Origin of the sequence: Bacillus thuringiensis (genome assembly GCF_001455345.1) — a bacterium.
GTDB classification, from domain to species: Bacteria; Bacillota; Bacilli; order Bacillales; family Bacillaceae_G; genus Bacillus_A; species Bacillus_A thuringiensis_N.
On the sequence record NZ_CP013274.1, the window covers coordinates 306,342 to 321,689 of the forward strand.

Sequence of the window (15,348 nt, forward strand, 5' to 3'; positions counted from 1 at the left end):
GCATGGACGAACTAAGTTTTCAAGTCATTATTTTATTAATTGCATTCGGATTTTTAGCAGCGTTTATTGATTCAGTTGTTGGCGGTGGAGGATTAATTTCGCTTCCGGCACTTATGTTTGTTGGTTTACCACCAGCTTCGGCCATTGCAACGAATAAATTAGCTGCAACGATGGGGACGTTTACGAGTGCAATTTATTTTATTCGATCGGGAAAGGTCGATTTTAAAATTGTAGGAAAGTTAATCCCATTAACTGTTATAGGAGCAGTCGCAGGTGCTTTAGTAGTAAAGTTTATTCCGCCGGATATTTTACGTCCGCTAGTGCTTGTGATGTTGGTATTCATTGCCATTTATATTATTGCGAAAAAGGATTGGGGAAGTGTATCTACTTATAAGAAGATGACGAAAAGAAAAACATTAATATTTTTCTTTGTTATTTTAATGATAGGGTTTTACGATGGATTTTTTGGACCAGGGACAGGATCCTTTTTAATTTTTGCATTTTTATTAATTGGTTTGGATTTTATTCAAGCGGCAGCATCTGGAAAACTTTTGAACTTTGTGAGTAATATCGTATCGTTAATTACTTTTTTATTTTTAGACGTAATTCATTTTGAATACGGTATTATTATGGGATTATCGATGATTTTTGGTGCTTATTTTGGATCGAAGTTTGCAGTTCAAAAAGGTGTTGGATATGTAAGAACTTTATTTTTATTAGTTACTATATTATTGATCGGAAAAAATGTTTTGGAATATACTCATATTTTGTAGATTCATACGCATGTATGAATCTCTTTTTTTTATTATATTTTAAAAATTTATTAATTTTTAAAATATAAGTCTAGGAATATTTGAATAAATCTAAATTATCGTGTAGAATAATGTTGTAAAATGTAAACGTTTTTCTAAGGGGAGGCTAAAAATAATGGTAGTAGCATACAAACATGAGCCATTTACAGATTTTTCAGTGGAGGCTAACAAATTAGCGTTTGAAGAAGGTTTAAAGAAAGTAGAATCTTATCTTGGACAAGACTATCCATTAATTATTGGGGGAGAAAAAATCACTACAGAAGACAAAATTGTTTCTGTAAACCCTGCAAATAAAGAGGAACTTGTTGGTCGTGTTTCAAAAGCAAGCCGTGAGTTAGCTGAAAAAGCAATGCAAGTAGCGGATGAAACATTCCAAACTTGGAGAAAATCAAAGCCAGAAATGCGTGCAGACATTTTATTCCGTGCTGCAGCAATCGTTCGTCGCAGAAAACATGAATTCTCTGCTATTCTTGTAAAAGAAGCAGGTAAACCATGGAATGAGGCAGATGCTGATACAGCAGAAGCAATCGACTTTATGGAATATTATGGTCGTCAAATGTTGAAATTAAAAGACGGTATTCCAGTAGAAAGCCGTCCAATTGAATATAATCGTTTCTCTTACATTCCATTAGGAGTAGGTGTTATCATTTCTCCTTGGAATTTCCCATTCGCAATTATGGCAGGTATGACAACAGCTGCTTTAGTTTCTGGTAACACAGTATTACTAAAACCAGCTAGTACAACTCCTGTAGTAGCAGCGAAATTCATGGAAGTATTAGAAGAAGCTGGTTTACCAGCTGGCGTAGTAAACTTCGTTCCAGGTAACGGTTCTGAAGTTGGTGACTACTTAGTAGATCACCCTCGTACACGTTTCGTGAGCTTCACTGGATCTCGCGATGTAGGTATCCGTATTTATGAGCGTGCAGCGAAAGTAAACCCAGGCCAAATTTGGTTAAAACGCGTTATCGCTGAAATGGGTGGTAAAGATACAATCGTTGTTGATAAAGAAGCAGATCTTGAATTAGCAGCTAAATCTATCGTTGCATCAGCATTCGGATTCTCAGGACAAAAATGTTCTGCATGTTCTCGTGCAGTAATCCACGAAGATGTATACGATCACGTATTAAATCGTGCTGTTGAATTAACGAAAGAATTAACAGTTGCTAACCCAGCGGTATTAGGTACAAACATGGGGCCTGTTAATGACCAAGCTGCATTCGATAAAGTAATGAGCTATGTTGCAATTGGTAAAGAAGAAGGTAGAATCTTAGCTGGTGGCGAAGGAGACGATTCTAAAGGCTGGTTCATCCAACCAACAATCGTTGCTGACGTTGCAGAAGATGCTCGCTTAATGAAAGAAGAAATCTTTGGGCCAGTAGTAGCATTCTGTAAAGCAAAAGACTTTGACCATGCACTTGCAATTGCAAACAATACAGAATACGGTTTAACAGGTGCTGTTGTTACTAACAACCGTGACCATATTGAAAAAGCACGTGAAGACTTCCACGTAGGTAACTTATACTTCAACCGTGGATGTACTGGTGCAATCGTAGGTTACCAACCATTCGGTGGCTTTAACATGTCTGGTACAGACTCTAAAGCTGGTGGCCCTGACTACTTAGCACTTCACATGCAAGCAAAAACTACTTCTGAAACTTTATAAGAAATAGTAGAAGAGATCTTCGCAGTTTGCGAAGATCTCTTTTTTTTGAAAAACTTTCTATATGTGGATTAAGATAGATGTCAGTAGAAAAACTAATAAAGTAATAAGGTTTAATTCAGTAAAATAAGGTATATTTGTTGAATAGGTTCTCTTTAAAGAAAAGAAAAGTAGGTGAACAAAGTGGGAAAATATCAATTAGATTATAAAAGCCAGGTAGCTGTCGCAAAGTTTCATGAAAAGCAGACGCCTGCCAAATTTGATAAAAAGCAGCAAATTGAAAAATTGCGTGCGGAGTATTTGAAAAAGAAACAAACAGATAAATAATAGGAGAAATTAGTTAATTTGAATTTAAAAAACACTTACCATATATTACTATTTGGTAAGTGGAACTAGCTAAACCCTATTAATATCGGGATAAACATGTAAATAGAAACAAAACAAAGAGAAAAGTTGACTTATTAGTCATATTTTTTAGTATTCATTTTAAAAATTTCCTGTATAATACAATTTGAAAGAAAATCTATGGTTTGACAAGAAACACTCTTTTCGGTTTTGCTCACTGAAGAGAGTGTTTTTTTATAGCTAAAAACTCATCTGCACTCATTACATTTGCATATACTCCGTTTAAACTAGCCAAAATTGTGTTATGAATATAAACGGCTGGTATAGTAGCATTCTTAAAAGAAAGATCTTTTGTAGCACAAGCATCATGTATAACAGTACATTGAAAGCCGAAATCAAAAGCAGCTCTTACGGTAGCATCAATACACATATGAGTCATCATTCCGCATATGACGACGTGCTCAATGTCTAAACGTTGTAATTGTTTTAGAAGATCGGTTTCGCGGAAACTATTTGGATAATGTTTGAGTATAACGGTTTCTTCTCTAAGTGGACGTACGCTTTCATGAATATGCACACCTTCTGTATTGGGCAGGAAAAAAGTAGCATCATCTTTTATCGCTACATGTTGGATATGGAAAATAGGTTTGTTTTTCTTTCTAAAGAGTTGTAGTAGCTGACGGGCATATGCGCTTGCTTCTACTGGATTACGCAATTCCATCTTTCCGTGTGGAAAATAATCATTTTGAATATCAACGAGTAAAAGAGCTGTTTTCATATATTTATCTTCCTCCGATTTCATATTCAAATAATGGTATTCAATTAGTAGAGAAGATTATCCTTTTAAAAAATATGCAGGAGGAGAATTTTACATAACTTTAAAGGTTACTATTTTATTATGAAATTTCATCTGAAAATTTTAATAAAGGAATAATTAATATTTTTCTAAAAAATGTATTGACTCTTATTATTCTGAGTTCTATAATGAGAATTAATTAAATGACAATTAAATCGATACATTCTTATCCAGAGAGGTGGAGGGACTGGCCCTACGATACCTCAGCAACGGGTTTTTTAATACCGTGCTAACTCCAGCAAGTCTATGAAAGGCTTGGAAGATGAGAAGATGTGACCGAGTACATATAAGTGCTCTCCTTCTTATCTTTATGGTTGATAAGAAGGAGAGCACTTTTTATTTTACCTCGAAAGCTCTACTTCAAGTTTTTGCAGCAAATAGGAGGGGAAAAAATGATTTCTTTTAACAATGTAAGTAAAGTATATGAATCGGGTGGGCAATCTGTTCATGCGGTGGAGGATGTAACGTTATCTGTTGAGAAAGGTGAAATTTTTGGCATTATCGGTTTTAGTGGAGCTGGAAAGAGTACGTTATTACGCCTAGTAAACATGTTAGAGAGACCAACGGCAGGAACGATTTCAATAGATAATAAAGATATTACATCATTATCGACGAAAGAATTACGGAAGCTAAGACAAAGAATCGGGATGATTTTTCAAAGCTTTAATTTATTTAATTCAAGAACAGTTTTTGGGAATATTGCTTATCCATTAAAGTTAGCGAAAGTACCAAAGAATGAGATAAAAGAAAGAGTAAATGAACTGCTGAAGTTTGTAGGGTTAGAAGATAAGGCAAACAATTACCCAGAGCAGCTATCAGGCGGACAAAAGCAGCGTGTAGGTATTGCTAGAGCACTTGCAACATCACCAGATATTCTTATATGTGATGAGGCAACATCAGCTTTAGATCCAGAAACAACGACAGAGATTTTGAACTTATTAAAGAAGGTAAATAGAGAGTACAATTTAACAATCCTTCTTATTACACATGAAATGCATGTCGTGAAAGAAATTTGTCACCGTGTAGCTGTAATGGAAAAAGGAAAAGTAATTGAAGAAGGAAAATTGTTTGACGTGTTCACACAACCAAAAACAAAAACGACTCAAAACTTTGTACGTTCTGTTATTAATGATCATTTACCGGAAAGTGTTCTAGCGAAGATTCAAAATGGTGGACAGATTTACCGCTTAACTTTTACTGGTGAGGAGACAGGACAGCCGGTACTATCATATATCGCAAAAAATTATAACGTCGATGTAAATGTACTGTACGGAAATATTATTGAACTTCAAAATGTACTATTTGGAAATCTACTTGTAGAGCTGCAAGGTGATCAGAAGGAAATCCAAAAAGCATTACAACATCTAAGACTGCAAGTGCAGCTGAAGGAGGTAGAAGCTCATGCGAGTTGATTGGAGTATATTTTGGCCTCGCATATTAGATGCGACAGGGGATACCCTCTTAATGGTAATCGTAACCCTTATATTTGCTACAATTCTTGGTATACCTCTAGGTTTACTTTTATATGTAACGAGAAAAGGAAACTTTTTAGAAAATAAATGGGTCTTTTCTATTCTTAATATCATTATTAATACAATTCGTCCGGTTCCATTCATCATCTTCTTAGTAGCTTTAAGCCCGCTAACAAGAAGCGTTATTGGAACGACAATTGGAACAGCGGCAGCAATTTTCCCGATGACGTTAGTCGCATCAATTGGTATTGCTAGAATGGTTGAAACAAACCTTGTTTCAGTTCCGAAAGGAGTAATTGAAGCAGCGCAAGCGATGGGTGCTTCACCACTTAGAATTGTTTTTGAAATTCTCGTGCCAGAAGCATTAGCACCATTAATCTTAGGTGTCACGTTTATGACGGTTGGTTTAATTGAATTTTCTGCAGTTGCTGGGCTTGTCGGTGGTGGCGGTCTTGGCGACTTAGCAATGACATATGGTTATCAACGTTTTGATACATCAGTTATGTTCGTAACGGTCGTTTTACTTATTATTCTCGTACAGATAGCTCAAAATTTAGGAAACTACTTTGCGAAAGTCTTGTTACGCAGATCATAAAAAGGAAGAGAGGAAAAGAAAATGAAGAAAATTTTAGCATTTGCATTATCAGCGATTGTAGGGGTTTCAGCATTAAGTGGCTGCTCAAGTGGAGAAACGGGAGCAGGAGCGAAAGAAAAAGTAGTTCGCGTCGGTGTAACTGGAACGGATGGAGACGCTTGGGAAATTTTAAAGAAAAAAGCTGAAAAAGAAGGAATTAAAATTAAACTGGTCGAGTTCTCTGATTACACAACGCCAAATAAAGCGTTAGCTGATGGAGATATTGAACTAAACTCATTCCAGCACGTTGCTTTCTTAGAGCAATTTAAAAAAGAGCATAAGTTAGATATTACAGCTGTTGGTACAACGCAAATTGCACCAATGGGCTTATACTCTGAAAAACATAAGAAAGCAAATGAAATTCCAGATGGTTCAGAAATTGCAATTCCAAATGATCCAACGAACCAAGCACGTGCATTAAAACTTCTTGATGCAGCAGGTTTATTAAAGCTTAAGAAAGACTTTGGCTTATTTGGAGATCCAAGCGGCATTGCTGAAAATCCGAAGAAGTTAAAAATTACACCGGTTATTGCACAGCAAACACCTCGTGTACTAAAAGATGTAGCAGCCTCAGTTATTAATAACGGTGTTGCTGGTCAAGCAGGATTAGATCCGGCGAAGGATCCAATTTTCTTAGAAGATCCAAAGAATGAAAATGCGAAGCCATATATTAATATTTTCGCAGCTCGTACGAAAGATAAAGATGATCCAACACTGAAAAAAGTAATTGAACTATATCATTCAAAAGAAGTAACAGATGCAATTAAGAAAGAAACAAATGATGGTTCCATTTCAGTAGATCTTTCACTTGATGAGCTTGAGAAAATCGTAAAATAATGATTGAGTTTAACGGACTAGCAGAAGGAACCCCTCCGCTGTTAGTTCGTTCAACATATAATCTACTTAACAAACAAACCCTAATTCTGTACCTTCCAATTTTGTATAACGTAGAATCCAATGTTTGTTAAGTAGAGTAATGGACCAGGAGTTTTCCTGGTCTTTTTTTATGAATGAAAGTAGCTAGCGAATAGTAAGGTAATCCAAATTATAACAGGATAAGAAAATAAGCTGAAAGCGAGTGTAATTACGAATTTCTTTTTATGAATTAAGTGTTTTTGAGATGAAAAAAGGAAAATAGAAAAAATGACAATGAAAGCTGCGGATATTACGCCAGGGTTATAGGAACGGAAAATGAAAAACAAAATAATATGTTGAACAGAGTTGAAGAAAATGGCCCCTTGTATAAAAATAATCCAGTATATAGAAGGCAAGAAGTTTAGTTGATATAGAAAGACGATAAGTAGGACAAAGATTGTTAATGCGGAAATGGCAATGAAAAATTGTTGGATTGTTATAAAATGAATTAAAAATTGATTAGCAAGATATTGAGGCATTTGGAAAGATTCTTCAAGGTTATGAATGAAAAATAATAAGGGAATAATCCAAAGCATAATAGTGGGATTTTCTTTCGACAACTTACATCACTCCAATATGGAGATAGAAAGCCTAGAAAGGCCCTCTATCCAGAGATGTTCATTCAATTATAATACTTTTTAAATTATCTTCATGATGCTCTTGTTCTTGCGGATAAGCAGCTAGCTCCTCTTGTAAAATATTTAGCATTTGCTTAGCTGATTGTTGGATTGGGGCGGGTAACTCTTCTAATATATGCATACCGACTTTTATTTTTGTACGAATTACCTTCCTTAGTAGCTCCTCACGCATGCACTACACCTCCAAATCGAATGTTTAGTACATCAGCTTCGAATTTTGCTCCTTGAATAGAAAGGTGTATTAACGTTTTTGGTAATGTGATGTTCCGCTTAACAGAACCGGCTCGAATGATAAGCTCATCACCTTTTTGATTTAATGCGAGCTCACTTTTGTTTGAGAAGGGAATAGACAGAACGAAAATATACTCATCGCCATCTTTTTTTACATATTGTGTGCGGCCGTTAAATTTCACTTCAGTAGGACAATGATCAGTTTTAAATAGAGCATCTCCTACACGCTCTAACATAGACAAACCGACAACTTCTTGTTCAAACATTGGAGCTTCGTAAATAGGAAGTGGATTAAAACTATCTTGAATTAATGTTTTATATTTCTTTTGCGTATCTTTCCATGCTTGAAAATAAGGATCGGTGACAGTGTTAGGGATGACGCGGTTAATCATAATGGCATCTACGTTATAATCGTATAAATTTAAATACGTAAAGCTGCGCTGTGCTTCTTTAATGACCATTTTTTCAGGATTTACAACGATGCGGATACTTGTTACGTCTCGGTTTGATAAAATATCTCTCATTTCTCCGAGCTGTTCAAGTGTATTTGTTAATTCGTCCATAATATCATCGGTTGGAAGGGGGACACCAAGAAGTGGTTGGGCTACAGGGCGAACAACTTTTAAAACTTTTCTTTTAATAGGAAAGAGTTTTTCCATCCACCAGCCGAGCATGTCTGGAAAACTGAGCATTGCTAATGTTTCTCCTGTTGGAGCACAATCAATGATAATAACATCATATGTGTTTTGTTTATAATAATCGAGTACGCGAAGTAAGCTAATTAAATCTTCCATACCAGGAAACATCGTTAATTCTTCTGTTGTAATATCATCAGCTGCTTTGGAAGTGAAGAGAAGTGTAATATATTTCTGTAATTTTCCCCAGCCCTTTTCCATTTCATAAATCGTATTAATTTCTTGTGCCCATAAATTTTCGCGGATTTCTAACGGCTCAGAAGATAGCTTTATACCAAATGAATCTCCTAGACTATGAGCAGGATCTGTGCTCATTACTAAAGTTTTTAAACCTTGTTTTGCACTTTGAAGTGCTGTTGCTGCTGAAATGCTAGTTTTTCCTACGCCGCCTTTACCTGTATACAAAATAATTCTCATCATTCATATCCCCTTTGTTTCGAATATCGAATATTACGAGTGTCGAAATAAATGATTGAATAAAAACCCAGTAAGGGTTTTATTCAATCGGAATGTTTTTCATTTTAGGTGTAGAAACCTTTTCTTCTGTTTTTTGCTGTGACGTAGCAATGTGATTCATGATTTTTTGGAAGATTTGTAGTAAGAATGCTTTTTCTTCTTCTGATAATGCTTCTGTCACAAGGTTAAAGTAATGGGCTGCATTTTGTTTTACTTCTTGAACGAGCATTACGCCGTTTTCTGTTAAACGAATCAATACAATGCGTCGGTCGTTTTCATCACGGTACCTTTCAATATATCCCTTTTTTACAAGGCGATTTACAACACCTGTCGTTGTACTCATTGGTATATCAAGAAGTTCAGCGATTTTGGTCATTGTAATATCTGTATTTCGCTCCATCCAAAGTAAACAAAATACTTCAGTTTTAGAAAGTGTTAAATCTAGGCTTACCCATTCCTCGGGATAGAAAAGTTTCTTGGCGTTATCTAGCAGTAAGTCTAAAAAATGTTCGTATTGCAACAATTAATTCCACTCCCGTATATTTCGAGGTTCGTAATATTTATTTTTATTTTATGTAGAATTGAAATAAATGTCAATGATTTTAATTGTTTTTTCAGATTAGACAGAAAACTAACTTTAAAATAGTATCCTTTTATGATAGATTTATAAATATAAAACTAGAATTTACATAAAAATCCATCATGATAAATATACTTATCTATAATGGATGTACAGCTAACGAGGGGGAGAACGATGAGAAGACGAAATACGCAAGCGTTCACGTTTTTAGCATGGACTTCATTTGTTTGTGCACTTTCAGGTATGCTAATTGGGATTTATACGTTAGATGAAACGCTTAGTGTAAAAGGATACTATTTAATTGGAACATTATTTTTAACAATGTCTTGTTTTGTATTACAAAAAACAATTCGTGATAATGAAGAAGATAACGAGAGATTTCCGAAAAATAAACCGTTAGATAAAGAGTAAATTGTAAAGAAAGGCGTTCGCCTTTCTTTTTTTATGTAAAAATGCTGTAAGTGTCGTGTGTTGACTTGCTTGAAGTACTGAAAATTTGGTATCATCAATAGTATTGTAGATTGAACGATATATTATGGAGGTGGCCTAGCCGTGTCAAGAATTTCCGTTGAGAATGTAAAGCACGTTGCACATTTAGCACGTCTTGCAATTACTGATCAAGAAGCAGAAAAATTTCAAAAACAACTAGATGCAATTGTTACATTTGCAGAACAGTTAAATGAATTAGATACAACAGATGTAAAACCAACAACTCATGTATTAACTATGAAAAATGTTATGCGTGAAGATGTACCAGAAAAAGGTTTACCAGTAGAAGAAGTATTAAAAAATGCACCGGATCACAAAGATAATCAAATCCGTGTTCCAGCAGTATTAGAATAGAGGAGGGAATTTCGATGTCATTATTTGATCATTCGGTATCAGAGTTACATAAGAAGTTAAACAACAAAGAAATTTCCGTTACGGATTTAGTAGAAGAATCTTACAAACGTATTGCGGATGTTGAAGATAACGTAAAAGCTTTTCTTACATTAGATGAAGAAAATGCACGCGCGAAAGCGAAAGAATTAGACGCTAAGATTGGCGCTGAAGATAATGGTTTATTATTCGGTATGCCAATTGGTGTGAAAGATAACATTGTGACTAACGGTCTTCGTACTACTTGTGCGAGTAAAATGTTAGCAAACTTCGATCCAATTTATGATGCGACAGTTGTGCAAAAGCTAAAAGCTGCTGACACAATTACAATCGGTAAATTAAACATGGACGAGTTTGCAATGGGTTCTTCAAATGAAAACTCAGGTTTCTACGCTACGAAAAACCCATGGAACTTAGACTACGTTCCTGGTGGATCTAGTGGTGGTTCTGCAGCAGCTGTAGCAGCAGGAGAAGTATTATTCTCTCTAGGTTCTGATACGGGTGGTTCTATCCGTCAGCCAGCTGCATATTGCGGCGTTGTAGGTTTAAAACCAACTTACGGACGCGTATCTCGTTACGGATTAGTAGCATTTGCGTCTTCACTTGACCAAATCGGACCGATTACACGTACAGTAGAAGATAATGCATACTTATTACAAGCTATTTCAGGTATTGACCGCATGGATGCAACTTCTGCAAACGTTGAAGTAGGAAACTACTTAGCAGGTTTAACAGGCGACGTTAAAGGTTTACGTATTGCTGTACCGAAAGAATACTTAGGCGAAGGTGTTGGCGAGGAAGCTCGTGAGTCAGTACTAGCTGCTTTAAAAGTATTAGAAGGTATGGGCGCAACTTGGGAGGAAGTATCTCTTCCACACTCTAAATACGCTCTAGCAACGTATTACTTACTATCTTCTTCTGAAGCATCTGCTAACCTTTCACGCTTCGATGGCGTACGTTACGGTGTTCGTTCTGATAATGTAAATAATTTATTAGACCTTTACAAAAACACACGTAGCGAAGGTTTCGGTGATGAAGTTAAACGCCGTATTATGCTTGGGACATTTGCACTTAGCTCTGGTTACTATGATGCATATTACAAGAAAGCACAACAAGTACGTACATTAATTAAAAACGACTTTGAAAATGTATTTGCTAACTACGATGTTATTATTGGACCAACAACGCCAACTCCGGCATTTAAAGTAGGCGAAAAAGTTGATGATCCTATGACAATGTATGCAAACGACATTTTAACAATTCCAGTAAACTTAGCGGGTGTTCCAGCGATTTCGGTTCCATGTGGATTCGGTGCTAACAATATGCCACTTGGTTTACAAATCATTGGTAAACACTTTGATGAAGCGACAATTTACCGCGTTGCACATGCATTTGAGCAAGCAACAGACTATCATACCAAAAAAGCAAGTCTGTAAGGAGGCGAGCATAGATGAATTTAGAAACAATTATTGGTTTAGAGGTTCACGTTGAGTTAAAAACAAATTCGAAAATTTTCTCTGCGAGTCCAACAGAATTCGGAGCGGAGCCAAATACACAAACAAGTGTAATTGACTTAGGATACCCAGGGGTACTTCCTACTTTAAATAAAGAAGCAGTTAACTTTGCAATGAAAGCTGCAATGGCATTAAACTGTGAAATCGCAACGGAAACGAAGTTCGACCGTAAAAACTATTTCTACCCAGATAATCCGAAAGCTTACCAAATTTCTCAATTTGATAAGCCAATTGGTGAAAATGGCTGGATTGAAATCGAAGTAGACGGTAAAAAGAAACGTATCGGTATTACACGTCTTCATTTAGAAGAAGATGCTGGTAAATCAACGCATACAGCTGATGGTTCATTAGTAGACTACAACCGTCAAGGTATGCCTTTAATCGAGATCGTGTCTGAGCCAGATATGCGTACGCCAGAAGAAGCATATGCATACTTAGAGAAGTTAAAATCAATCATTCAATACACTGGCGTATCTGATTGTAAGATGGAAGAAGGTTCCTTGCGTTGTGATGCGAACATTTCTCTTCGTCCAGTTGGACAAGAGAAATTCGGTACAAAAGCAGAACTGAAAAACTTAAACTCATTCACTTACGTACAAAAAGGTCTTGAGCACGAGCAAGTGCGTCAAGAAAAAGAATTATTATCTGGTGGTATCATCCAACAAGAAACACGTCGTTATGATGAAGCAACGAAAAAAACAATCTTAATGCGTGTGAAAGAAGGATCTGATGATTACCGTTACTTCCCAGAGCCAGACTTAGTTGAACTTTACATCGACGATGAGTGGAAAGAAGCAGTTCGTGCTTCTATTCCAGAACTTCCAGATGCGCGTAAAGCTCGCTACGTTTCAGAAATTGGCTTACCAGCTTATGATGCACACGTATTAACATTAACGAAAGAAATGTCTGATTTCTTTGAAGCAACTGTTGCAGACGGTGCTGATGCGAAATTAACATCAAACTGGTTAATGGGTGAAGTGCTTGCATACTTAAACAAACAACAAAAAGAATTAAAAGACGTTGCATTAACGCCTGCTGGTTTATCTAAAATGGTTCAATTAATTGAAAAAGGTACAATTTCTTCTAAAATAGCGAAGAAAGTATTTAACGAATTAATTGAAAAAGGTGGAGACCCAGAAGAAATCGTTAAAGCGAAAGGTCTTGTTCAAATTTCTGACGAGGGTACACTTCGTAAAGTTGTAACAGAAATTCTTGATAATAATGAGCAATCTATCGAAGACTTTAAAAACGGTAAAGATCGTGCAATTGGCTTCTTAGTTGGTCAAATTATGAAAGCTACAAAAGGACAAGCAAATCCACCGCTTGTTAACAAAATCTTACTTGAAGAGATTAACAAGCGATAGTAGTAGTGAATTGTAAAGATTAAGCAGAAAAACACCCGTACATGGGTGTTTTTCTAGGTTAATCAAACGTTTGTTTAAATGAGAGAAAATCATTTAAACAAACGTTTGATTAACTGTCAAAAGTGGAAAAATGTTTGTATAGCAACTATGGTATGATAGTTGCAAAAAGGTGGGAATAATGATAAATCTAAACATAGAGGTTTTTTTTTCATCTCATGAAATAAAAGATAGTTATTATTCGTTATATGTAAATTGTTGTGAGGAAAATAGACGGACATAAATTTTGGGGGCAAATAAAACAAAACCATCGAAATGAATATTTGCTTTGGGTGGACTACACGAATCGGGTTCTTACTGCCTGTTTGAGCGGGATAAAAGAAGGATAGGAAGATGAGAGGAGGTAGGCATAGGAATACTGAATAGAAGTTCGGTATGTTCTTTTTTGATACATAAAGAAATTTCCTGTGCTAATAAATGATGAAGCGAGCAAGAATTATTTATAATCCTACTTCTGGGCGTGAGCTATTTAAGAAGAGCTTACCAGAAGTATTACAAAAATTAGAACAAGCTGGATATGAAGCATCGTGTCATGCGACAACAGGTCCTGGAGATGCGACTGTGGCAGCGAGGCAAGCTGCGGATCGTAAGTTTGATGTTGTTATCGCAGCTGGTGGCGACGGTACGTTAAATGAAGTGGTAAATGGTTTAGTAGGACATGAGCATCGTCCGAAGTTTGGGATTATTCCAGTTGGAACGACAAATGACTTTGCACGAGCAATCGGTGTACCTCGTTCTATTGAAGAGGCTGCGGATATTATTTGTGAAGGGAAAACAGTTCCGTTAGATCTAGGCAGAGCGAATGATACATATTTTATTAACATAGCTGGTGGCGGCCGTATTACAGAATTAACATATGAAGTACCGAGCAAGCTAAAGACAGTATTAGGACAACTTGCTTATTATTTAAAAGGTATTGAAATGCTACCGTCATTACATCCAACATATGTTGAAATTGAGTATGATGGAAAATTACTACAAGAAGAAATTACGATGTTTTTAATTACGAATACTCGTTCAGTGGGCGGTTTTGAAAAAGTAGCACCATATGCATCAATTAATGATGGATTATTTGATTTATTAGTGCTGAAAAAAGGTTCTATCGCTGACTTAATTAAAGCAGCAACACAAGCACAGCGTGGTGAACATATTAATAATCCAAAAGTGCTATACACACAAGCAAATCGAATTAAAGTACATTCACCAGATAAACTAATGATTAATTTAGATGGTGAATACGGTGGAGATGCACCGATGGAATTCGAAAATATATATCATTGTCTGGAACTATTTGTTCCTGAACATCAAGAGGATGCCCTGTAAAGGCATCCTTTTTATTATATAGAAGAATTGTAAATTGGAAGTTAGTTTGATTTTTATGGTATTTTTACAATTCGTTTATTTTATATCCATATTTTATTGGTACACTGGAGGAGATAAGAGACGAGAGGTAGGGTGTGCTATGGGGAAGATAAAAGCAATACTATTTGATAAAGATGGAACATTAATGGATTTTCATTCAATTTGGATAAAAGTAGCTGAAGAACTTGTTGCTGAATGTATACATTTATATCAATTACCAGAGTCAATGCAGCAGGCTTTATTAAAGGAAATCGGTGTAGAGGGGACATTTGTTCATCCACGTAGCGCACTAGCGGCTGGAACAAGCCTTGATGTAGCAAAGGGGCTTTGTAAGTATATTGCGTCATCTAAGGAAGAGGAGATGCATGAGTGGATAAGTGAAAAATTATTTTCGCTTATGTACGAGTACCGCTCCCATATGAGAATGACAGCAGATTTACCGAGAATTTTACAAGGTTTAAAGGATAGAGGATTTATTTTAGGTGTTGTTACAGCGGATGATTTCGCGCCGACAGAATTATTTTTAAAACAATATCAATTAGAATCTTTTTTTGATTATGTTGTGGCTTCAGATACGTTTCCGGCACAGAAACCTGATAAAAGAATTGTAGAATCCTTTTGTGAAAAGTTTCATTTAGAGGCATGTGAAGTAGCGGTCGTAGGAGATACGCCAACAGATTTGTATTTAGCTAAGAACGGTGGCGATTGCTATGCAATTGGAGTACTATCTGGTACAGGAGATCGTCAAACTTTAGAACCACTTGCGGATTTAGTAGTACAATCTGTTGGGGATTTTATTTCTCATTCAGGTGAGTTTATTTGGGAACAAGGAAAGTCTAATGTGTAAGAAAAATAAGTCTATAGGGACTCTTAATGAG

17 protein-coding genes and 1 riboswitch are annotated in these 15,348 nt (G+C 36.0%); of the genes, 12 read left to right on the plus strand and 5 right to left on the minus strand.

What is annotated here, in order from left to right; genetic code table 11:
• Positions 1 to 2 precede the first annotated feature (2 nt).
• The 3 genes from ATN06_RS01870 (at position 3) to ATN06_RS01880 (ending at position 2,799) form a co-directional block, all read left to right on the plus strand.
• Entirely contained in the window at positions 3 to 773 is a 771-nt protein-coding gene (locus tag ATN06_RS01870) for a TSUP family transporter (RefSeq protein ID WP_060629322.1), read from the plus strand.
• A 154-nt stretch (positions 774 to 927) separates the two neighbouring features.
• On the plus strand, positions 928 to 2,475 hold the full coding sequence (gene pruA, locus ATN06_RS01875; RefSeq protein WP_060629323.1) for an L-glutamate gamma-semialdehyde dehydrogenase: 1,548 nt from the start codon (positions 928 to 930) through the stop codon (positions 2,473 to 2,475).
• A gap of 180 nt (positions 2,476 to 2,655) precedes the next feature.
• On the plus strand, positions 2,656 to 2,799 hold the full coding sequence (locus ATN06_RS01880; RefSeq protein ID WP_060629324.1) for a hypothetical protein: 144 nt from the start codon (positions 2,656 to 2,658) through the stop codon (positions 2,797 to 2,799).
• 232 nt (positions 2,800 to 3,031) lie between these two features.
• Here the strand turns inward: ATN06_RS01880 and ATN06_RS01885 are convergent, their stop codons facing one another.
• Positions 3,032 to 3,595 (minus strand): cysteine hydrolase family protein, encoded by a 564-nt coding sequence (locus ATN06_RS01885; protein ID WP_060629325.1) that lies wholly within the window; start codon positions 3,593 to 3,595, stop codon positions 3,032 to 3,034.
• A 241-nt stretch (positions 3,596 to 3,836) separates the two neighbouring features.
• Positions 3,837 to 3,942: riboswitch (SAM riboswitch) on the plus strand.
• A gap of 123 nt (positions 3,943 to 4,065) precedes the next feature.
• Between ATN06_RS01885 and ATN06_RS01890 the strand changes: the two genes are divergently transcribed.
• From ATN06_RS01890 to ATN06_RS01900, 3 genes are read left to right on the plus strand one after another with little or no spacing between them, the layout of a single operon-like run.
• Positions 4,066 to 5,085 (plus strand): methionine ABC transporter ATP-binding protein, encoded by a 1,020-nt coding sequence (locus ATN06_RS01890; RefSeq protein ID WP_060629326.1) that lies wholly within the window; start codon positions 4,066 to 4,068, stop codon positions 5,083 to 5,085.
• Positions 5,075 to 5,740 (plus strand): methionine ABC transporter permease, encoded by a 666-nt coding sequence (locus tag ATN06_RS01895; protein ID WP_060629327.1) that lies wholly within the window; start codon positions 5,075 to 5,077, stop codon positions 5,738 to 5,740. The genes ATN06_RS01890 and ATN06_RS01895 overlap by 11 nt, the downstream gene beginning before the upstream one ends.
• A 21-nt stretch (positions 5,741 to 5,761) precedes the next feature.
• A complete protein-coding gene (locus tag ATN06_RS01900) occupies positions 5,762 to 6,616 on the plus strand; it encodes a MetQ/NlpA family ABC transporter substrate-binding protein (protein ID WP_060629328.1) in 855 nt (284 codons plus the stop codon).
• 167 nt (positions 6,617 to 6,783) lie between these two features.
• Here the strand turns inward: ATN06_RS01900 and ATN06_RS01905 are convergent, their stop codons facing one another.
• The 4 genes from ATN06_RS01905 to ATN06_RS01920 form a co-directional block, all read right to left on the minus strand.
• Positions 6,784 to 7,230, minus strand: coding sequence for an HXXEE domain-containing protein (locus ATN06_RS01905; protein ID WP_088116128.1), 447 nt, complete (start codon positions 7,228 to 7,230; stop codon positions 6,784 to 6,786).
• A gap of 82 nt (positions 7,231 to 7,312) precedes the next feature.
• On the minus strand, positions 7,313 to 7,504 hold the full coding sequence (locus ATN06_RS01910; protein ID WP_060629330.1) for a DUF3926 domain-containing protein: 192 nt from the start codon (positions 7,502 to 7,504) through the stop codon (positions 7,313 to 7,315).
• Complete coding sequence (locus ATN06_RS01915) at positions 7,497 to 8,678, minus strand: ArsA family ATPase (RefSeq protein WP_088116126.1); 1,182 nt, start codon at positions 8,676 to 8,678, stop codon at positions 7,497 to 7,499. The genes ATN06_RS01910 and ATN06_RS01915 overlap by 8 nt, the downstream gene beginning before the upstream one ends.
• Positions 8,679 to 8,754: 76 nt before the next feature.
• Positions 8,755 to 9,237: a MarR family winged helix-turn-helix transcriptional regulator gene (locus ATN06_RS01920; RefSeq protein ID WP_060629332.1), complete on the minus strand. Its 483-nt coding sequence runs from the start codon at positions 9,235 to 9,237 to the stop codon at positions 8,755 to 8,757.
• Positions 9,238 to 9,468: 231 nt separating this feature from the next.
• Here ATN06_RS01920 and ATN06_RS01925 point away from each other — a divergent pair, with 231 nt between their 5' ends.
• From ATN06_RS01925 to ATN06_RS01950, 6 genes are all read left to right on the plus strand, one after another.
• Complete coding sequence (locus ATN06_RS01925; RefSeq protein ID WP_001254393.1) at positions 9,469 to 9,705, plus strand: YiaA/YiaB family inner membrane protein; 237 nt, start codon at positions 9,469 to 9,471, stop codon at positions 9,703 to 9,705.
• A gap of 141 nt (positions 9,706 to 9,846) precedes the next feature.
• A complete protein-coding gene (gene gatC / locus ATN06_RS01930; protein ID WP_000086999.1) occupies positions 9,847 to 10,137 on the plus strand; it encodes an Asp-tRNA(Asn)/Glu-tRNA(Gln) amidotransferase subunit GatC in 291 nt (96 codons plus the stop codon).
• A 14-nt stretch (positions 10,138 to 10,151) separates the two neighbouring features.
• On the plus strand, positions 10,152 to 11,609 hold the full coding sequence (gene gatA, locus ATN06_RS01935) for an Asp-tRNA(Asn)/Glu-tRNA(Gln) amidotransferase subunit GatA (RefSeq protein WP_000051441.1): 1,458 nt from the start codon (positions 10,152 to 10,154) through the stop codon (positions 11,607 to 11,609).
• A gap of 14 nt (positions 11,610 to 11,623) precedes the next feature.
• Complete coding sequence (gatB, locus tag ATN06_RS01940) at positions 11,624 to 13,051, plus strand: Asp-tRNA(Asn)/Glu-tRNA(Gln) amidotransferase subunit GatB (protein ID WP_060629333.1); 1,428 nt, start codon at positions 11,624 to 11,626, stop codon at positions 13,049 to 13,051.
• Positions 13,052 to 13,525: 474 nt separating this feature from the next.
• Positions 13,526 to 14,431, plus strand: coding sequence for a diacylglycerol kinase (locus ATN06_RS01945; protein WP_000977671.1), 906 nt, complete (start codon positions 13,526 to 13,528; stop codon positions 14,429 to 14,431).
• A 139-nt stretch (positions 14,432 to 14,570) separates the two neighbouring features.
• Complete coding sequence (locus tag ATN06_RS01950; protein WP_060629334.1) at positions 14,571 to 15,317, plus strand: HAD family hydrolase; 747 nt, start codon at positions 14,571 to 14,573, stop codon at positions 15,315 to 15,317.
• Positions 15,318 to 15,348: the final 31 nt, after the last annotated feature.